Origin of the sequence: Brevibacterium sp. RIT 803 (assembly GCF_016892625.1) — a bacterium.
GTDB lineage: Bacteria > Actinomycetota > Actinomycetes > Actinomycetales > Brevibacteriaceae > Brevibacterium.
In genome coordinates this window covers 313,362-332,075 of the sequence record NZ_JAFEMW010000005.1, presented here as the reverse complement: position 1 = coordinate 332,075, position 18,714 = coordinate 313,362, and the positions used below count along the sequence as shown (strand labels likewise).

Below are 18,714 nucleotides of genomic sequence, written 5' to 3'. Positions count from 1 at the left end.
GTCACATGTTCTGCATCCTCGGCGATCAGCCAGAGCTCAAGGGTCCTTTCAACAGATCGCCGTGAAACCGTGTGAAGAAAAAGTTATTGACTCGACACAATTGACCGATATACTCGTCGGTAATACCCCGCAGTAACATACATCACAACGCGACGAGATACGTCACGATGCGATGCTGACATAGCTGTCGGCATCCGGAGGAGGATCAATGAAGTTCCCAAAGCTCGCCAGCAGCATCAGCGCGGTCGGCAAATCCCACGCGGGGCGGATCGCTTTGGTAGCGATTCCTACCGGCGTTGTCTCCGCCATCCTTATGGGTGGGGTTGCTCAGGGTGCAGTACCTGTTTCATTCGCCATATCGGGAAGCCAGTTCAAGATCAGCTCCACACAGCTCGAGGGAACAGATTTCTCCCAGTACAGCGGGGTCGCCAAGGACGCAGAGGGTGCGAAGCACTCCGTCGTGACCGCCAACATCGGCAACGCCACGCTCGAAAATCTCTGCCAGTCTGCAGTCGCGGACACCCCGATGGGCAAGGTGGGCGTTCTCATCAAGGCTGGCGGAAAAGGCGAGCCGGCATCGGCCAAGAACCTTCAGATCGGCATGACGGGACTCAAGGGCGACGCCGAGTTCAAGAACATCCGCATCGGCGTGGACGCTTCCGACGTCAACACCAAGGAAAAAGGGTCCAAGGGTGACTTCGCCCAGGACGCCGACACGGTCTCGATCAAGGACTTGAAACAGGACTCATGGAGCACCACGGCCTCGGTGTTCACCCTGAAGGACATGGAGCTGAAGCTCACTGACGGATCCGAGAAGTGCTTCTGATGAAGGAGGCCGCAATCAACGATCAGCAGACCGACAAGCAGGAGGGCTCCGAGCAGCGAACGAGCCTGCTCGCGCTGTCCCGCCGGTCGCGCCGTGATAGTGAGCGCGAGGAGGCCAGGCCCGAATCGACCGTTGAGACGGCCGAATTCGACGCTGCCACGGCCGGTCGTGAGGATGCCAGTAGCGAAGGCGCCGGTCGTGAGAACGCCGCGCGCGAAGAAGCCGGTCATGAGGATGCCCCAAAGCGTCGCCGCTTCCGGAAATGGCGTCGGCAGCGCCCCTTCATCGGCGGAGTGCTGGCCGCACTCGGAGGAATCGAGCTCTTCTTCTCCGGGCAGCTCGACACTGGCAACCTCCAGATCCAGTTCGGCATCGAAGGATTGCAGGCCACGGTCATTCCGATCGCTCTCGTGGTGCTCGCGCTCTTGTCGATTTTCAGGCCAACGCATCACGTGTTCTACGGGATCATCGCTCTCGTTCTTGCGGTCTACTCGCTCGTCGGGGTCAACCTCGGCGGATTCATCCTCGGAATGCTGCTGTCCTCCATCGGATCGATCCTCATTGTCGCCTGGATGGGACCGCGGGCGCCGAAGTCCGACGCTCACAGCTCGGACGCTCAGGCACCAGCTGCCGGGCGGAGGGAAGACACTCAATCCGCAGGTGACAAGGACGTTGCATGAGGGCGCCCAGCCGCCGCACGGCGTCGCTCTTGGCGGCAGCTGCCCTCGTCGTCCCCTCGGCCGTGGGAGTGACAGCAGCAGCACCCGCTCACTCTTCTCCGCTGTGCACTCCGCTGCTCGGATGTGAAAGTTCGGATTCGACTGAGCCGGGTCCGGATGACACGAAGCCCAAAGCACCGATCTCTCCGGAGGTTCCGGTGAAGCCGAAGACCCCGGCATCGCCGGGGCCTACGGACGAACCGACTGAGACGCCCACAGACGGACCGTCCGAGACACCTACGGACGAACCGACTGAGACGCCGACGGATGAACCGACGACGGAGCCCACCGACCCCGGTGGGTTGGGGGTCAAAGACCCGGACGAGAAGTCGGATGAAGAGCTCAACGGTGACTTCCCGAAGGATGCTCAGCTTGATGAGGATGCTCCGATCTTCACGAAGACTCCCGCGGCGATGGGGTCTGAGTCACTCTCCTTCAAGGGGCTCAAAGGGATCTCGTTCGCCGCTGTTCCGACCGCCGACGGCGGAAAGATCACCACGTTGAAGATCCAGGCTGACGAGATAACAATTTCCGGGTTCTCACTCACGGTGCGCCCGCCGGAGGAGAAAGAAGGGCTGTTGACCCTGGCCGATACGATGACGCTCAAGGGCGATGTCACGGTGTACATCGGTTCGATCACCGCCACGACGAAGAACGGCGATTCGCTGACCCTGGGTCCCGAAACGCCGCCGACCATGGACGATGTCGAACCGGGACTCCTGCGAGTCACGATGGGATTGGTCGGTACCACAGCCGATTCGATCAACTACTCGAACACCGACCAGGAGCTCAAGAAAGCCTGATCACTCCCGCGTTGACTCGTTCGTCGCAGGCGCGTCACCCAACAGAGGCCCGTCGTTTCCCAGCACTGCATACTGCTGGGAAACGACGGGCCTCTTCGGCGTCAGGATACGCGGAACTTTTCAGGTGCCGTTCCTCAGCCGCCGTTCTTCAGCTGCCGTTCTTCAGCTGTCCTTCTGGGCACGCGCCAGCTTCTTGGCTCTGAGCGAATCCCGCACCTCACGCAACTTGTCGCGCTTACGACGACGGCCTGCCTCCGCGGCTCTGATCTGCTCCATCGTCGGCTCATGATCCCCCATGCCGACCTGCAGCTCGGCGGGTGTGATCTCACGCATGATGCCGACGTCGATGCGCTTGCGCAGCCGCAGAATCTCAAGGCGCAGGATCCTGGACAGGAAGTACAGGCCCAGAAGGTTGGGGAAGGCCATGAGGAAGAAGATCGCGTCTGAGAACGCAATGACAGACTCCAGCGACATCGACGCGCCCACAATGACGGCCAGGATCCAGAAGACCTGGTATGCCTTGTCTGCCTTCTTCGAGTTCCCCGTCAGGTACCCCAGAGCCTGCTGGCCGTAATAGCCATAGGCAAGGATCGTTGAGAAGGCGAAGAGCACGACACAGATCGTGAGCAGGACCGGGAACCACCCGGCGACACTCGCGAAGGCCTCGGACGTCAAGCCGATTCCATCCTCGGACGTCGAATCGTAGAGGCCGGTGGTGATGATGGCCAGGGAAGTCAGGGTGCAGACGATGACGGAGTCAATGAGCGGCTCCCACATCGCAACGAAGCCCTCGGTCGCCGGCTTCGTCGTCTTCGATGCGGCATGGGCCATACCGGCGGAGCCGACGCCTGCCGCATTTGAGAACAGGGCACGCTGGATGCCGACGATGGCGACGCCGATGATTCCGCCGGCGACACCGTCGGGGCTGAATGCACCGGTGAACATCAGCACGAATGCGTGCGGGATCTCGCTGGCATTCATAGTGAGGATGACGAGGACGCTGAGGAAGTAGAGGATCGCCATCATCGGGGTGAGCTTCGAGGTCCACTGCCCGATCTTCTTGATTCCGCCGAGGATGACCAGAGCTGTGAGAGCCGCGAACACGGTACCGATGAGCCACGATTTTCCGTCGAGGAAGCTGCCTTCACCACCGGTGGCCTTGACGAGGATCGAGGCGGCCTGATTGGCCTGGAACAGGTTGCCTGCTCCGATCACACCGATCACCGTGGTTGCGGCGTAGAAGACTGCGAGGAATTTTCCCAGCTTGGGGCGGCCGATCTCGGCCAGCCCGTCACGCAGGTAGTACATGGGGCCACCGGAGACTGTCCCATCGGCATGGACCTTTCGGTACTTCACGCCCAGGGTCGCCTCGGCCATCTTCACGGTCATGGCGAAGAAGCCGAAGATGATGATCCACAGAGCGGCCCCGGGTCCGCCGATGGTGATGGCGACGGCCACACCGGCGATATTGCCCAGGCCCACCGTGCCGGAGAGCTCTGTGGCGAGCGCCTGGAAGCTCGATACCTGACCGGGGTCGGTCTTGCGTGTGAAGCGCCCGCGGATGATTCCGACCGAGTACTTCAACCCTGTGACCGGCTGAAATCTCAGATAGACGGTGAGGAAGACGGCGGCTGCCATGAGCCACACAACGATGAGCGGAATGGCCAGGTCGCCGATCGTGAGCTCGAAGAAGACGATGTTGCTGAAGACCTGCGCGATCGGACCGAAGAACGATTCGATTGCCTGGTCGACGCCTGACGCTGCGATGTCAGTGCTTGCTGTGATGTCAGTGCTTGCTGTGACTACAGGGCTTGCTGTGATTTCGGGGGCCACTGAAACGTCAAGGGCTGGGGAAGCAGTGGTCATCCGGTCGGCACTGATCGGGATGGAATCCAGGACCGCGATGTCGTGGATCTGGTCAGAATTTTCAATTATGGGATTCATTCTCACGGGCGCTTGGTTGCGATTCGTCCGGAGGATCGGTCCGGCACCGGCGCCTGAAGACAACCTAGCAACAACACCACACGCTGTCAGCTGATATTCAGCTTTCAACGATGCGTGGGGCCACCGCCCTCATCCACCAGTCACTGCCGTCCGCGCAGGAAGTCAACGAAGCCGTGCGCAAGTGTCCGGTTGATCCGGATCAGATCGGCGTCCGCCTCGGCTACCTCGGTCTTAATGGAGTCATTGGTTTTTCCGTCGGGCAGCCGTAACGGGTCCGAGCTCAGCCACTGCTGAACCTGCGCGGCGTCGGATTCGGGATGGAACTGCGTCCCCCACGCGAATTCCCCTACCCGGTAACCCTGGACCGGAGCATCGGACCCGGTGACCAGGAGTTCACCGCCGTCTGGCAGCTCCATCTCCTCCTGGTGGAAGAGGACCGCGGGAAATGTCTCTCCAGCGATGGCGCAGAACACTGGATCTTCCTCCCCCGCCGAGGTGGTGTGCAGATCGTAGATCCCGATCTGCGGGTGCTCCCGGCGGATGATCTTCGCCGAGGTGGCCGCTGCCAGGAGCTCCCCGCCGAGGCAGATGTTGAAGCTCGGGAACTCCCCCGCCGCCGATCGCTGCAACAGGTCCCTGACCTGGGGCAGCCATGGATTGACGGTGTCCTCGAGTGGCCCGGCAGACCCGCCGAGGACGAGAAGAGCGGAATAGCGGTCACTATCAGCGGAGCCGACAGGCGCAGCCGAGCCATCGAGAGCGGAAGGAATCTCATCGCCGAGGTAGGGACGAATGACAACGACCTCGGCGCCAGCTTCGCTCAGCCACTCGCCGAACCTCTTCGGGCCGGCGCCGCTCTCGTGTTCGATGACCAGGATTCTCACTTCGCTCATGCCGACCATTGTCACCGATGCGAACCGGAGGCGTCGACAGGGTCTCGAATTCGAGAATGGGATGAAGCCGACAAGGTCTCGAATGCAACAGAACCGCGAAGCCGACAACGTGACAGATAGGCAGACGAAGCGGGGTCCGTGCTCAACGATGACGTCGTTGAGCACGGACCCCGGAACCACCTCGGCGGCGGTGTCTGAGTGGTTATTCCTATTTGAGTGGTTATTTCGAAGTGAGAACTGAGCTGAGATCCGAGGGATGGTCAGCCGGCGATCGACCGAGCTGTGGACGTGGTGACGGCCTTGTCGGCGACGATGGCTTTGCGCAGTGACAGGAAGAGCAGAACCATGCCGACGGAGAGAGCGATGTGTCCGAGTCCGGCGATGCCGGAGATCATAGCGCTGGACTCCTGGCCGAGGACGGTGAGCATGCCGTGCCAGACCATGGTGCCTGCGGTGAGGATGATGCCGGCGTTGTAGGTCCAGAAGAACCAGGAGAACATCGTGGTGCCCGAGAGTCCGAAGACTTTGTCGAGGACGAGGACGATGAGCAGGACGATGAAGCCGAGCGTGAGCAGATGGGTGTGGACGACGCTGAGCTGCGTGAAGCCTCCTTCTGGGAAATCGTTGGCCTTGGTGAACTCCCGGTAGAACAGGCCAGAGAGGACGCCGATGATCATGTAGGCGAATGCCGCGTTGAATATCTTCTTCATGCTTCTACTTCATCAAGATCCGGCATTCGAATCCTGACCCAGAGGATTGAACTCTGATCCCAACTTTTGATTGATGTTCGGCCTCACACCCTCAAACCTCCCCATTTCGCAGGGAATCCGGCCCACTGGCGGTTAGCCTGAAAGCATGTCCATGGAGAATCTGTTCGCAAAGATCGACCGCATCGCGGGAGGCAGCAAGGCAGGACTCATCGTTCCTGCCGAAGGACTCGCCCACCCGAAGACGACGCGCGCGTTCGCATGGATCACAGGGCTGCTCGCCTTCGAGCTGGTCCTCGGCGTCGGTGCTGTGGTCTTCGCTGTCATCATCGCCCGCGCGGGCGAACCCGTGCCGTTCGCAGTCTGGATGCGTACCGTCGTCGTTCTCGGAATGACCGCCACCCTGTTCTACTTCTTCTGGCGCTCGACGAAGGGCTACTACTGGGGCTACCAGCGACTGCGCCTCTTCGCCCAGATCTTCCCGGTGATCACCCTCGTCATGGCGGCCATCCCCGGCCTCTATCCGGTCTGGATGATCACTGAGCAGATCGTCTTCAGTCTCATCATGATCGGTGTCGGTGATTTCCTCACCAGCGATCATATGCGCGAGGTGTTCCGGAAGCCCGAGAGCTGAGGTCGGGTTGGGCTGAGGTCGGGCTGGGCGAGGGCAGGTTGGGCTGAGGGCGGGTTGGGCTGCGTCTCAGCCGGCCACGAGCTTGCGAGCCTCCTCCTGGTGGGCCGCGATGAGAGCTTCCTTATCGAGCTGTCCACCGTTGCTGCCGATCGCGTTGCCGTCGAGCACTCGCCATTGACCGGCGACCATGACTCTGTCCGCCTTCTCCGCTCCGCAGAGCACGAGGGCAGGAATCGGATCGTGTGAGCCGGAGAAGGCGAGACCGTCGAGGCGGAACATCGCCAGGTCCGCCTGCTTGCCAACCTCGATGCGTCCGATGTCTTCACGCCCCAGGGCCGCCGCGGACCCGCGAGTGGCCCAATCGAGCACGCGGGCGCAGGTGACATCAACCGAGCCGTAGCGCAGGCGCTGGATGTAGAGTGCCTGCCGGACTTCACGGATGAGGTTCGAGGCATCGTTCGATGCCGATCCGTCGACACCGAGACCGACGTTGACGCCGGCATCTTCGAGCTCGACAGCCCGAGCGATGCCTGAGGCCAGGCGCATGTTCGACGTCGGGCAGTGTGCCACGGAGGCACCTGCCTCGCCGAGGCGGGTGATCTCATCCGTATCGAAGTGGACACCGTGGGCCAGCCACGATCGGTCACTCAGCCACCCCACGGACTCGAGATAGTCGACGGTGCGCAGCCCGAATCGTTCGCGGCAGAATTCCTCTTCGTCGAGGGTCTCTGCAAGGTGGGTGTGGAGTCGGACATCGAGCTCCTCGGCGAGGATCGCGCTATCACGCATGAGTTCGGTGGTCACGGAGAAGGGCGAGCAGGGGGCGAATCCGATCTGCACCTGCGCCCCGGCGCCCCGTTCGTGATAGGCCTCGACGAGCCGGCGGGAGTCGGCGAGGATCACGTCGGCATCCTGCACGGTCTGCTGCGGCGGCAGACCGCCGTCCTTTTCGCCCAGGGACATGGATCCGCGGGTGAGCATGGCGCGCATGCCGAGCTTCCTGGTCACCTCGACCTGGATGTCGATTGCATCGTCCATACCGGTCGGGAACAGGTAGTGGTGGTCGGCGGCTGTTGTGCACCCGGACTCAAGGAGTTCGGCCATCGCGACCGTCGTGGCCAGCTCGAGGGCCTTCGGCGTCAGTCGAGCCCAGACCGGATACAGGTTTGTCAGCCACCCGAACAGCGGCAGGTCCGCTACGGGAGCCCACGCTCGTGTCAGGGTCTGGTAGAAGTGATGGTGGGTGTTGATGAGCCCCGGAGTGATGACATGCGCACTCGCATCGACCACCTCGGCGACGGACTGTGCCCCTCCGGTGGGCTCGCCACCTGCAGGAACAAGTTCGACGATCAACCCGGACTGGGTGTCCACGACAATTCCGCCGGACGCTTGCGCCGGATCTGTGTCGCGGCCGAGGTGGACGGCCATGGGATTGCGCAGCCACATGGTGGAGCCCTTCGCAGCGCGAGCCGTCGAGGTGCTGGCTGTCGCAGTGCCAGCTGTCGGGGATGTGGCTGCCGGAGTGCCAGCTGTCGGGGAGGTGGCTGTCGCTGTGCCGTCTGTCGGGGCGCCGGCCGCTGGGAGTTCGATACCTGTGGTCATATCTGCCGCCTTTCAATGCTGATTCGGCCGAATCATCACATCGGCCGTTGTGCGGCGACACGACTGGGGCGAATCGCCGCCAGCTCAGGTTTCTCGGCGTCTGCTGCTCCGCCGTCCGGTGAAGGTGTACGGGACGCGGATCCGTGAGTGTGTTCCGCACTCGAGGTGATACCGCGCTCTACCGCCCAGCTCCAGGTGCTGCACCTCAGGTGGGACTTATTTGTCCTCCGAGGCATCCACCGGCAAGACTGCACTCTAGCATGTGCGGCAGATCACGAAATGAGTTTGCCATCCTCAAAGGATTCGCCTAGCATTTTGCGATAAGGAAATAAACTTTCGCATCCTGGAAGCATTGAAATAGTTCCCTCACATTCAGTCGACCACCCGAATCGCTTATCCAAGCGAGGGCCCCGAGGCTGTTACTCAGGGAAGAACTCAACGGAGAGATAGATGTCGACATCAAAGCAGACGCCCAAGAATTCCCGGGCAGAAGCGGCCCGTCCGGAGGATGAACGGCTTCCGGTAGGCACCTCATTTGCCTACGGTCTTCAGCACGTTCTGACCATGTACGGCGGCATCATCGCCGTCCCCCTCATCATCGGAAAGGCCGCCGGCCTCGATGGTGCCGGAATCAGCGTGCTGATCGCATCATGCCTGTTCGTGGGCGGATTGGCCACGATTCTGCAGTCGTTCGGCGTTCCGTTCTTCGGCTCACAACTGCCTCTGGTGCAGGGAGTGTCATTTGCCGGCGTCGCCACCATGACTTCGATCCTCGCGGGAGGCGAAGGACTTCCGGAGGTATTCGGGGCTGTCCTGGTCGCCTCGGTGATCGGCCTCATCGTCGCTCCAGGCTTCGCGCTCATTGTGAAGTTCTTCCCACCCGTCGTCACAGGCACCGTCATCACGACGATCGGCTTGTCCCTCATGCCTGTGGCTGCCGGTTGGGCGATGGGCGGAAACGCCGAGGCACCTGATTACGGCAGCGGTCGCAATATCCTCATCGCCGTCGGTACCCTTGCGGTCGTCCTCATTCTCAGCCGAATTCCTGTGGCCGCGATCTCCCGCCTGTCCATCCTTCTGGCAATCGTGGTCGGAACTGTCATCTGCCTCATCTTCGGCTGGGCCGATTTCTCCCACGTGTTTGATCGGGGCGTGTTCGCGTTCCCCGAACCGTTTGCCTTCGGAATGCCGACCTTCTCTGCTGCGGCGATCATCTCGATGTTCATCGTCATCATCGTCACCTTCGCAGAGACCACTGCCGACATCATCGCGGTGGGCGAAATCGTCAAGACCAAGGTCGACTCCAAGCGCATCTCCAATGGCCTGCGCGCGGACATGCTGTCCTCGGCAGTGTCACCGATCTTCAACTCCTTCACCCAGTCAGCCTTCGCCCAGAACGTCGGACTTGTGGCGATCACCGGGGTGAAGTCTCGTTTCGTGGTCACAGCCGGCGGTGTCATTCTCGTCGTCCTCGGCCTGCTCCCGGTCATGGGAGGAGTCGTTGCCGCGATACCCTCCCCCGTCCTCGGCGGCGCAGGGATCGTCCTCTTCGGCACCGTGGCTGCTTCGGGCATCCGCACCCTGTCGAAGGTCGAGTACGAGGGCAACCTCAATATGATCCTGGTGGCGGTGTCCTTGGCGTTCGGCATCATCCCGGTCGTCCAGCCCGATTTCTACAACTCCTTCCCATCGTGGGTCGGCATCATCCTGCACTCGGGAATCTCCTCGGCCACACTTATGGCTGTGCTGCTCAACCTGGTCTTCAACCACATCGGGGTAAGGAGCAAGGACCGCACCGAACGTTCGGTCTTCGTTGCAGGCACCGGGCGAGTCATCCGCAGGGACGAGCTCGAACGACTCATCAACCATGAGGCGCTGCTGGCCGAAGGCGACACCGTCAAGGACGGAAAGATCGTCGACTGCAATGGTGAAGAAGTTCCTGTCGTCACGGAACAGCAGCACGAAAAGGTTGTGGAGGCGATCAAAAATGGCGAAGCGCAGACTCAAGACGATATACGTCGAGTGATCAACGAGACCGACGATTGACGCTCTCCGGCTGAACAAGCAGTTCCGTCCAGAGGTTCCGCCTAGAGGTTCCGCCTAGAGGTTCCGCCTAGAGGTTCCGCTTAGACACTCAGTTCCAGCCGTCGGTGGTGGTGCCTGCGCGCCCACCACCGACGGCTTTCTACTGGAATCGCAAGTTCAGAATGGCGGTGGACCGCCGGCGTCCCAGATCCATTCGTTTTCCTTCGCGCGGTCGTTGAGCATTTTGGTGCTCTCCACCCACCCGGCCTGACCGTCGGCAGCGGGTGGTCCAGGACATTCTTGAGATATTCGCTTGTCGCCATGCCACGGCTCATCTGCCTCACGTGTTGTCGTTTTCGGTGGATCAGATGTGCGGGCAGCCTGTCGCTGCATCTCAACGAACATCTTCGCGTGAGCGGCATTGATCGGATGATCTCCAGCCGCCACCTCGGTTCTCATTCCGTGTCGAAAGACGTACTGCAGGAAACCTGCGCGGTTCATCCGAACCGAGTATTTGCGATCAGTTTTCGCCTGGTGATGCAGCTTGCACAGCGGGTGGAGATTGCCGAATCGGGTAAGCCCGCCTTCTGCCGGATGATCATGGTCGAAGGGCACAATGTGATCGATCTCTGTGCTCTCTGCCCTGCGTGTGCAACCGGGAATCGTGCATGCCTGCCATTTGGCAATCAAGGTCTGACGGACATTCTCGGGTATTTGGTAGGTCGTAGCCTTGGCATCGACCGGTGTGCCGCTGGCAGGGTCTGTGAGAATCCGCGTCCATGACTTCGCATGTCTCGCGACGCGACGCGCAGTATCTGCTGGGATCGGAGAGCCGTCGGAGAACGTGCCAGGAAGTTCCGAGGAGCCAGCGAGCGTGAGGAAGGGGACTGTGGTGATCATCTTGGCCTGCGAGCCCAGCCACTGCTCGTGAGTGGGCATCGTGAGAACGACTTCCACTCTGCTCGCCACTTCGTCGGTTTCCGAACCGGACCTGCTGACGGTGGTGGCGGCGGCGTCGCTGGCGCCGGAGGTCGCGGCGCTGGAGGTGGCGGCGCTGGCGTCACCAGCCTCGGTGATACCTTCGTTCACAGCGTTGATGACAGAAGCCGGGCTCATCAGAAGCTCAGCGGGCATCTCGAGAGGAATGTCGTGTGTTGACGTCTCCCCCGTCGTCGTATCGGTCGCAGTGACCTGAATACTCAGCTGCGGGATGGTTCGCGTGAGAATGTCGAACATGAGTGCGTCAAGTCCCCGGTCATCGTCGATCTCGGTGCCCGGCGCCAGCTGGTCACTGAAGGCCGCGATGTGCCCGGACCGTATCGCTCGCGCAAAGGCGGCTATTCGCAGATAGCAGGCCTGCAGTTCAGGCGCTGGTCCAGCCAGGGTGAGGAACGCCGTTCCATCGGCGGTCGTCGTTATATCGACACGTCGACGCTTGCTCGCCTCTTCCACACGTTCCTCGAGAGGTTCGACAACTGCGATCTTCATGCCCAAGGACTTCTTGAAGGTTTCGAGCGTGATGTCCGCGCGACGATCCGAAAGGTAGTCGTCGATGAGCGGAAGGTTCTCGAACTTGATGTCCCTGCAGGCATGAGCGGTGGCATGGACGTGTTCGATCGTGAACTCACCGGCGAGGCAGCGCGCGAAGAATTTGGGTAGACCATGCAGGAGAATCATCGCCGAGGTTATCTGAGAATACGCCCGCGCTGTCGTCGTCCCCAGAACCGTTGTGAACTCCGCGATGTCTTCGGCCTGGGAGAGTTCGTGAACCCAGCCGTAAAAGGTCTGGTCCAGCCTGAATCGAGGAAAGGGCGGGAGTTGCTTCTGGCCCTTCTTGGGGCTTTCGGGGTCCTTGGACTTCGCAACTGCGGAAGAGCGGCGGTCACGCTGGAACCGGCGAACGGTTTCAGCGATCGTCGCGTGAGCATATGGCTGCCCGGGGTGGGGATTGTGGAGGCGCAGATTCTCTACGGTTTCGTTGAAGAAGAGTTCAGCAGAGACATCCAATGCCGATAGCTGCGCCTGATCGCTCGCGGCAAATACTTTCGCTGCGTCAGCAAAAGGTGAATCCGCATCAATGCGGAGGCGGCGAGAGGAATGTGTCGGTCCGCGGGCCGCTCCGCCAGCATCAGCACCTGTATCGGTATCGGCATCGGCATCCGTATCAGCACCAGCGCCAGCGGCAGCGCCAGCGGTAGAAGCCGGGTCAGCCTCGTCGCCCGAAGTGGGCCCTTTGGAGTTTGAAGTCGCATTGGATTGAGGCTTCTCAGTGGGATGAGAGGTTCCATCGGAGTCACGAGCAGGTTCGGAACCGGAGCTGTCGGATTCGGAGGGGAACTTCACTGGTGGTCACCTGATCTTCACGTCGATGTGAGTGCCTACCTCAATTCTAATCGTGATCGCCAGCGATTGACATCACAATTCGATAACAAACGATAGTATTGTTCGATCTTTATTCGATCATTCAGTCATGATGGACGCGATAGGAAGGACATTTTCAATCGTCACCTGCTCCATCAACCAGCCAACCACCTGACACCGCGGTCCGGAGCATCCCGCGCGGTCCTGAGCACACCTCAGCTCAAAAGCAGGCTCGGCAGCTGCTCCATCGCGGTGAAGATCTCGTGGGCTCCCACGCCTTCGAGCGCCTCGGGTCTCTGATGGACTGGCGAGTCGGGGCAGAAACCGAGCACGTGTGCGCCAGCCGCAACGCCGGCTGTCACACCGGTCGGCGAATCCTCGATCACTGCTGTCTCCACAGGATCGACGCCGAGAACAGCGGCGGCCGCCAGGTACACGTCCGGCGCCGGCTTCGACTGAGGCAGCTCCATTCCGGAGAAGATCCGACCGTCGAAGACGTCGAAGAGCCCGATCTTCTGCAGCTGCAGGTTGATCTTGGGGCGGTCAGCGCTCGACGCGCACGCGAGCCGGCCGGGGTAAGCCGCGTCAAGGGCGCGGACAGCCTCGGCGACTCCCGGTATTGCTTCCAATGAAGCCTCGAGAGCATCATTGCGACGCCCACGGAACACACTCAGCCACTCAGCGTCGATACGGAAACCGGAATGCTCCTCGATGACATCCACCTCGTCGCGGAGCATCTTCCCGACGAACCGGGACACACATTCCTCTCGCGAGATCTGCCAACCCAGCTCATTGAGCATTTCCCAGAGAACCGTATTCGTGAGGCGCTCAGAATCGACGAGCACCCCGTCGCAATCGAACAATACAGCAGCATACTTCGGGCTCGGATTCATACTCCGATTCTGCCATCCGGCACTGACCCGACTGCTCCCGCCCCTGGGCGCGGGCCGCCTCCAGCCCCGACCCAACTGCTTCAAACCTGGTCCGAATGCTTCAAACCCAGCCCGACTGCTGTCACCCCAGATCCGAACTGCCCCCAGCGACCCTGCGTGAGCTCAGATCAGCCGATCGCAATCGTGGACGCCGAGTACAGGATGTATGCGGAGGCGAGCGCGCAGACGATGATGACCAGTGCGAACAGGCTCAGCCAGGCTCCCGCCGGCAGGCTCGAACCCTGGGCGAGAATGTAGGCATCCGACTGTTGGATGTGGCGCCTGCGGGTATGGACGCGGAACACCTTGACGAGGTCCTTGAGCGAGCCGATCACCAGGGCCGTTCCCAGGCCGGCGACGAACACAGCGAGCCATTCGACCGGCAGGAATACGACGACGAGCTGCGCGGCCACAGCCGTGACCACTGCGATCATGGCACCAGCGAGGTTCCGGATGAAGATGAGCGCAACCAGGAGGATGAGCGCACCGACCGACAGCGCCAATGGCGCCCACCCCTGAGTCGCCGAGGTGATGAGGACCAATCCAAGGACACCGGGTGCCGGATATCCCCAAAAGCCCGACCACGTCGCCGAGAATCCGACCTTGCCAAAGGAGTTCATCTGACCGGAATGGTCGAAGTTCAGGGAGATTCCCTTGACGACCCGACCCGTCATCAATGCGGCGAAGGCGTGGCCGAGTTCGTGCACGAAGGTGACGAACATGCCGAAGAATCGCCAGATTCCCGGCGTCAGCGTGACGAGAAGAGGGATGCCGATGACGAGGAGCAGCTGCACGACATCGGGTTCAAGCCCGTCCTGGCGACCGAACCCGGACGTGATGGCCTCCCACCAGGTTGAAACTCCCTGCTTCAGGTCCATGCACGCACCTCCGTCGTCAATTGCTCACTCATAGCCGCCCAGTCTATGAACCGACCCTGAGTGACGTCTTCAGGGTCGGTTCCGAGAGTCCGTACGAGTCCGTCCACTCGGTCGGTTCTCAGCGCGAAGCCGGCACCCCAGCAGGGCCAACCTGCGGACCCGCACAGGTCGTCGGTCATGTGATCGAACTCTCCACCTCAGACCCTTACCTGCGGTTGAGTCGCGACCATAGAATTCTTCAGTGCCGACCACCGACGCTCTTCTCGCCTTTCTCGCCGCAGCCCTCGTCATCATTGTGATTCCCGGGCCGACGGTGCTCTTCGTCGTCGGCCAATCGCTCTCCCACGGCAGGCGTTCGGGCCTGACGAGCGTGCTCGGCGGCAGCGTCGGCATCATCCCGATCATCGTGGCCGTGGCCTTCGGGGTGGGCACCATCGTCGCCCAATCGGTCGTCATCTTCACGATCGTCAAGATCCTCGGCGCCGGTTACCTCGTATACTTGGGCGTCCAGGGCATCCGACACCGCAAGGTCGGCAATGAGGTGCCCGAGGACCCATCAACGGCGCTGGAGGCTGAGAGCGAAGCGGATTCCTTCGTCCCCGCTGGTCGTGAAGTCACCTATCGATCGATGTTCATGCAGGGCTTCATCGTCGGCATCTCGAATCCGAAGACCATCATCTTCTTCGTCGCGGCCCTCCCCCAGTTCGTCTCGATCGAGGCCGGGCATGTGCCGTTGCAGATGATCTTCCTCGGTCTCCTCTTCCAGGCTCTTGCCCTGTTCTCGGACGGGTCGTGGGCCTTCGTCGCCGGTACCGCGCGCAGCTGGTTCGCTCGCTCGCCGAGGCGGATGTCGCGCATCCGTGGAATCGGCGGCGGCATGCTCATCGGCTTGGGCGGAACGCTGGCCTTCGCCAGCCGGTAAGCATCACCAGCCAGTAAGCATAGCCAGCCAGAAGGCAGATACCGCTGCGCCTACTGACCCGAGTCGCAGCGCCCACTGGGCCGGGTCGCTGCTCTCAGGCATCCGAGCAGCAGCTACTGGTTCGAGAATGCGGCGTCGAAGGACGCGTCGGGCTTCTTCCACAGCAGTTCACGGATGCGCACGACCGCCTCGGCGGCACCGTGGAGACGATCCATCCCGGCATCTTCCCATTCGATGGAGATCGGCCCGGCGTAGCCGATCGACCTCAGTGCTCGAAACGCATCTTCCCAATGCATGTCCCCGTGTCCCGTCGACACGAAATCCCACCCTCGCCGAGGATCGCCCCAGGGCAGATGCGAACCGAGGATGCCGCTTCGCCCGCTCGCAGGCCGAAGTCGTGTGTCTTTGCAGTCGACATGGTAGATGCGATCGGCGAAGTCGGTGATGAAGCCGATCGTGTCCAGGCCCTGCCACAGCAAGTGGCTCGGGTCCCAGTTGAGGCCGAAGGCTTCCCGATGGTCGATGCACTCCAGTGCCCGCACCGTCGTCCAGTAGTCGTAGGCGATCTCGGACGGATGAACCTCGTGAGCAAAGCGCACCCCTTCGCCGTCGAAGACGTCGAGGATCGGATTCCACCGAGTAGCGAAGTCCTCGTAGCCGGCATCGATGACCTCGGCAGGCACAGGTGGGAACATCGCCACATACGGCCAGATCTTCGATCCCGTGAACCCGACGACCGTGTCCACGCCGAGCTTTCGGGCCACCCGGGCTGCCCGCTTCATATCTTCGGCGGCTCGTCGGCGCACCCCTTCCGCATCGCCGTCACCCCAGACATAGTCACGCACGATCGCCTGATGGCGGAAGTCGATCGGGTCGTCGCACACGGCCTGGCCTGCCAGGTGGTTCGAGATCGCCCACACCTTGAGACCGTACCTGTCCAGAACATCGAGGCGTGACTGCAGGTACGCAGGATCCTCTTCGGCCCTGGCGAGGTCCAGATGATCGCCGGAGCACGCGATCTCCAGCCCGTCATAACCCCAGGACGCCGCCAGCCGAGCCACCTCCTCGAACGGCATATCGGCCCATTGACCAGTGAATAGAGTGACTGGATGAGATGAATCGGTCATTGCTGCTCCCTTGCAGTCGTATTCGCTGCCCTGTCCGCCGGGGCCGTGTCCTCCGGGGCCGTGTCCGCCGGGCCCGTGTCCGCCGGGCCTGTGTCAGCCGCGTCCCCGACGACCGAGCTCCTGCCCGCCGCCATGCCGGAAACCCGCGAAAGCTGCAGTTCAGTGAGGAATTCTGCGCTGGTCCGTGCCAGTTCGTCTTGGGTCCTTGCCAGGGGACGCCAGATGGATGCAGCCGCGGCGATAGTGTCGTTGCCTGCGGTGAAGCTCTCCAGCGTCAGCGGTCCCGCGTAGGCGATGTCATCGAGGGCATCGAAGAAGGAGTCCCAGTCGGTGTGGTCCCCACCCACGGGCCCGCGATCGTTGCCGCATACCTGCACGACCCGACAATGGTCCCCGGCGGCCCGGATCGCGGCCGCCGGCGAGCGCTCCTCGATGTTGAGGTGATAGCTGTCCAGAGCCAACCCGACTCCACGGTCCAGCAGGGGTTCGAGAACATCAAGGGCCTGGTCGACCGTGTTGATGATGCTCGTCTCGTACCGGTTGAGCGGTTCCACAGCCAGGGCCACGCTGCGTTCAGCGGCATAGTCGGCAACGGGGCGCAGTGCCTCGCGAAGTGTCTCCACGACCCGGCTCCGCTCGCCCGCATCCATCCTCCACACTCGGCCGGTCGCGGCCGTGAACGGACCGGCTACGGTGGGCGACCCCACGGCGAGAGCCACATCCACACAGTGCCGGAGGTAGTCCTGAGTATCCGCACGATAGAGCGGGTCGATGAGGTCACGACCGGGACCCATCGCCCCCACGATCCGCGCACCCATTTCATACCCGGCCAGCACCTCGGCGGCGGTGTTCGGGTTCCAATCACCCGGGCTCTCCACGGGCAGTTCCAGCAGACCGAACCCGAATCGTCGGGCTCGGTCCGCCAGATCGCCGAGGTTCGCCGTCCTCAGCGGAGACGTCCACACCCAGGTGTTGACGCCGATCTCACGGGGTCCGATCATGTTCTCACTCCCGTCATGTTCTCACTCCCGTTCATCCACGCACGCCGAACATCCGCGCACGCCGTCCGTCCGCAAACGCCGTTCATCTGCACACGCCGATCATCCCCATTCCCCGATCAGGGGATGACTCGGTCCTGCCACACCTGCGGATACCCGGCCATGTCCTCGCCGCCGAACTTCGCATAGTGGCCATCGGGCATTCCCTTGTTCCGGTCAAGGTACTCGTCGAGGTCCTCGGCCGTGATCGGGCTCTGCGGCAGCACCCATTCGGTCGGGACTTCCTCACCTTGGAAGATCTTCTCCGCGGCCAGCAGCGGGGTCCGCCACTGGAAGTTCGTGTACACGGGCGCCAGAGCGGTCATCTCGGTGTCCTTCCACTTCCGCAGGAAGCTCAGCTCGTCCTCACCGGTCATCACCGGATAGTCCTTGCCAGCATCCTCGAATGCTTCGATCGCGGACACGGCACCGTCTCCCGCATCCATCCAGATGCCCTGGACGTCGCCCTTCGCGAGCTCATCGGAGACGACCTTCTTGATCTCGGCCGGGTCACCCTCCGTGAAGTAGTCGACGACCTCGATTCCGGCCTCACCGAAGAGCTTGTCCGCTGCTGCCCAGCGCTGTTCGAGCACGTCGACACCGGGCAGAATCCGCAGCGCCACGACCTTGTCGCCCTTGCTGAGATTGTCGATGAGGAACTGCGAGGTGTCGATGCCCCAGGCGAATCCGCCGATCGGGTGGATGAACGACACGGCGCAGTCCGTTTCGACACCACGGTCGAAGACGATCACGGGCTTGTCTGTCTTGCATGCGCGTTCGACGGCGGGTGTGATTGCGGCCGTCGAGTTGGGCGAGATGATGAAGCCATCGCAGTTGCCTTCGGCGATGAAGTAGTCGATGTCGGCAATCTGCGTATCATCGTTGTCCTGAGCATCACGGGTCTCCATCTCAGTGATGACGCCGTCCTTCTTGAGCTCCTTGAGCTGCTCGTTCATCGTGATCCACCCGGTCTGGCGCCAGGGGTTGGAGATCGACGCATTCGCGAAGCACATCTTCTTCCCACCATCGGACTTGAACTCCGAGGTGTCGCCCATCTTGGGGTTGATCATCTGCAGGTAGGGCTTGTCCTCCGGGCCCTCCGGATCGACCTCACGCTGCTTGAGCTGCTGGTCGTAGAGCTCCTGGTCGAACCACTCCTCGGCCGGTGCCTCCTCCTGCGCACCATCGCCTTCGTCCGCCGGTTCCACAGACGGGTCGGTCGTGCACCCTGCCAACGCGATGAGAGCGGCGGCACTGGCAATGCCGAGCGCGCTCCTCAGTCCTCTTCTCATGATGTTCTCTCC

General features: G+C 61.9%; 16 protein-coding genes. 6 read left to right on the top strand and 10 right to left on the bottom strand.

Going from position 1 to position 18,714, the window contains the following annotated elements; genetic code table 11:
* Positions 1 to 208 precede the first annotated feature (208 nt).
* Genes JTF07_RS17105 through JTF07_RS17095 form a run of 3 tightly spaced genes read left to right on the top strand, consistent with a single transcriptional unit; the run spans position 209 to position 2,348 of the window.
* Positions 209 to 826 (top strand): DUF6230 family protein, encoded by a 618-nt coding sequence (locus tag JTF07_RS17105; RefSeq protein ID WP_204235408.1) that lies wholly within the window; start codon positions 209 to 211, stop codon positions 824 to 826.
* Entirely contained in the window at positions 826 to 1,506 is a 681-nt protein-coding gene (locus JTF07_RS20460; protein ID WP_252199892.1) for a DUF6114 domain-containing protein, read from the top strand. The genes JTF07_RS17105 and JTF07_RS20460 overlap by 1 nt, the downstream gene beginning before the upstream one ends.
* Complete coding sequence (locus JTF07_RS17095) at positions 1,503 to 2,348, top strand: hypothetical protein (protein ID WP_204235407.1); 846 nt, start codon at positions 1,503 to 1,505, stop codon at positions 2,346 to 2,348. Before JTF07_RS20460 ends, JTF07_RS17095 begins: the two co-directional genes overlap by 4 nt.
* Positions 2,349 to 2,510: 162 nt before the next feature.
* On the opposite strand, the gene JTF07_RS17090 is transcribed toward JTF07_RS17095, so the two are convergent.
* From JTF07_RS17090 to JTF07_RS17080, 3 genes are all read right to left on the bottom strand, one after another.
* Entirely contained in the window at positions 2,511 to 4,292 is a 1,782-nt protein-coding gene (locus JTF07_RS17090; RefSeq protein WP_204235591.1) for an alanine/glycine:cation symporter family protein, read from the bottom strand.
* Positions 4,293 to 4,432: 140 nt separating this feature from the next.
* Positions 4,433 to 5,185 carry a type 1 glutamine amidotransferase gene (locus JTF07_RS17085; protein ID WP_204235406.1) on the bottom strand — a complete coding sequence of 251 codons (753 nt, stop codon included), beginning with the start codon at positions 5,183 to 5,185 and terminating at the stop codon, positions 4,433 to 4,435.
* 260 nt (positions 5,186 to 5,445) lie between these two features.
* Positions 5,446 to 5,895, bottom strand: a complete 450-nt coding sequence (locus JTF07_RS17080) for a DUF2871 domain-containing protein (protein WP_204235405.1) — start codon at positions 5,893 to 5,895, stop codon at positions 5,446 to 5,448.
* Positions 5,896 to 6,040: 145 nt separating this feature from the next.
* Between JTF07_RS17080 and JTF07_RS17075 the strand changes: the two genes are divergently transcribed.
* Positions 6,041 to 6,526: a hypothetical protein gene (locus JTF07_RS17075; RefSeq protein ID WP_204235404.1), complete on the top strand. Its 486-nt coding sequence runs from the start codon at positions 6,041 to 6,043 to the stop codon at positions 6,524 to 6,526.
* Between the two features lie 66 nt (positions 6,527 to 6,592).
* Here JTF07_RS17075 and JTF07_RS17070 read toward each other — a convergent pair whose 3' ends face one another.
* Positions 6,593 to 7,972, bottom strand: a complete 1,380-nt coding sequence (locus JTF07_RS17070; protein ID WP_204235590.1) for an 8-oxoguanine deaminase — start codon at positions 7,970 to 7,972, stop codon at positions 6,593 to 6,595.
* 606 nt (positions 7,973 to 8,578) lie between these two features.
* On the opposite strand from JTF07_RS17070, the gene JTF07_RS17065 reads away from it, so the two are divergent.
* A complete protein-coding gene (locus JTF07_RS17065; RefSeq protein ID WP_204235403.1) occupies positions 8,579 to 10,174 on the top strand; it encodes a nucleobase:cation symporter-2 family protein in 1,596 nt (531 codons plus the stop codon).
* Between the two features lie 156 nt (positions 10,175 to 10,330).
* Here JTF07_RS17065 and JTF07_RS17060 read toward each other — a convergent pair whose 3' ends face one another.
* The 3 genes from JTF07_RS17060 to JTF07_RS17050 form a co-directional block, all read right to left on the bottom strand.
* Positions 10,331 to 12,496, bottom strand: coding sequence for an HNH endonuclease signature motif containing protein (locus JTF07_RS17060; protein ID WP_204235402.1), 2,166 nt, complete (start codon positions 12,494 to 12,496; stop codon positions 10,331 to 10,333).
* Positions 12,497 to 12,729: 233 nt separating this feature from the next.
* A complete protein-coding gene (locus JTF07_RS17055; protein WP_204235401.1) occupies positions 12,730 to 13,407 on the bottom strand; it encodes an HAD family hydrolase in 678 nt (225 codons plus the stop codon).
* Between the two features lie 167 nt (positions 13,408 to 13,574).
* Entirely contained in the window at positions 13,575 to 14,324 is a 750-nt protein-coding gene (locus tag JTF07_RS17050) for a M50 family metallopeptidase (RefSeq protein ID WP_204235400.1), read from the bottom strand.
* 241 nt (positions 14,325 to 14,565) lie between these two features.
* Between JTF07_RS17050 and JTF07_RS17045 the strand changes: the two genes are divergently transcribed.
* Entirely contained in the window at positions 14,566 to 15,246 is a 681-nt protein-coding gene (locus tag JTF07_RS17045; protein WP_204235399.1) for a LysE family translocator, read from the top strand.
* A gap of 113 nt (positions 15,247 to 15,359) precedes the next feature.
* Here JTF07_RS17045 and JTF07_RS17040 read toward each other — a convergent pair whose 3' ends face one another.
* The 3 genes from JTF07_RS17040 to JTF07_RS17030 form a co-directional block, all read right to left on the bottom strand.
* Positions 15,360 to 16,373, bottom strand: coding sequence for a sugar phosphate isomerase/epimerase family protein (locus JTF07_RS17040; protein WP_204235398.1), 1,014 nt, complete (start codon positions 16,371 to 16,373; stop codon positions 15,360 to 15,362).
* Positions 16,370 to 17,374 (bottom strand): sugar phosphate isomerase/epimerase family protein, encoded by a 1,005-nt coding sequence (locus JTF07_RS17035; protein WP_204235397.1) that lies wholly within the window; start codon positions 17,372 to 17,374, stop codon positions 16,370 to 16,372. The genes JTF07_RS17040 and JTF07_RS17035 overlap by 4 nt, the downstream gene beginning before the upstream one ends.
* A gap of 116 nt (positions 17,375 to 17,490) precedes the next feature.
* Complete coding sequence (locus JTF07_RS17030) at positions 17,491 to 18,702, bottom strand: substrate-binding domain-containing protein (RefSeq protein WP_204235396.1); 1,212 nt, start codon at positions 18,700 to 18,702, stop codon at positions 17,491 to 17,493.
* Positions 18,703 to 18,714: the final 12 nt, after the last annotated feature.

Bases quoted from the DNA above. Each gene is read 5' to 3' on its own strand.
- JTF07_RS17105 (WP_204235408.1), top strand. From the start codon at position 209: ATGAAGTTCCCAAAGCTCGCCAGCAGCATCAGCGCGGTCGGCAAATCC.
- JTF07_RS20460 (WP_252199892.1), top strand. From the start codon at position 826: ATGAAGGAGGCCGCAATCAACGATCAGCAGACCGACAAGCAGGAGGGC.
- JTF07_RS17095 (WP_204235407.1), top strand. From the start codon at position 1,503: ATGAGGGCGCCCAGCCGCCGCACGGCGTCGCTCTTGGCGGCAGCTGCC.
- JTF07_RS17090 (WP_204235591.1), bottom strand. From the start codon at position 4,292: ATGAATCCCATAATTGAAAATTCTGACCAGATCCACGACATCGCGGTC.
- JTF07_RS17085 (WP_204235406.1), bottom strand. From the start codon at position 5,185: ATGAGCGAAGTGAGAATCCTGGTCATCGAACACGAGAGCGGCGCCGGC.
- JTF07_RS17080 (WP_204235405.1), bottom strand. From the start codon at position 5,895: ATGAAGAAGATATTCAACGCGGCATTCGCCTACATGATCATCGGCGTC.
- JTF07_RS17075 (WP_204235404.1), top strand. From the start codon at position 6,041: ATGTCCATGGAGAATCTGTTCGCAAAGATCGACCGCATCGCGGGAGGC.
- JTF07_RS17070 (WP_204235590.1), bottom strand. From the start codon at position 7,972: ATGTGGCTGCGCAATCCCATGGCCGTCCACCTCGGCCGCGACACAGAT.
- JTF07_RS17065 (WP_204235403.1), top strand. From the start codon at position 8,579: ATGTCGACATCAAAGCAGACGCCCAAGAATTCCCGGGCAGAAGCGGCC.
- JTF07_RS17055 (WP_204235401.1), bottom strand. From the start codon at position 13,407: ATGAATCCGAGCCCGAAGTATGCTGCTGTATTGTTCGATTGCGACGGG.
- JTF07_RS17050 (WP_204235400.1), bottom strand. From the start codon at position 14,324: ATGGACCTGAAGCAGGGAGTTTCAACCTGGTGGGAGGCCATCACGTCC.
- JTF07_RS17040 (WP_204235398.1), bottom strand. From the start codon at position 16,373: ATGACCGATTCATCTCATCCAGTCACTCTATTCACTGGTCAATGGGCC.
- JTF07_RS17035 (WP_204235397.1), bottom strand. From the start codon at position 17,374: ATGATCGGACCCCGTGAGATCGGCGTCAACACCTGGGTGTGGACGTCT.
- JTF07_RS17030 (WP_204235396.1), bottom strand. From the start codon at position 18,702: ATGAGAAGAGGACTGAGGAGCGCGCTCGGCATTGCCAGTGCCGCCGCT.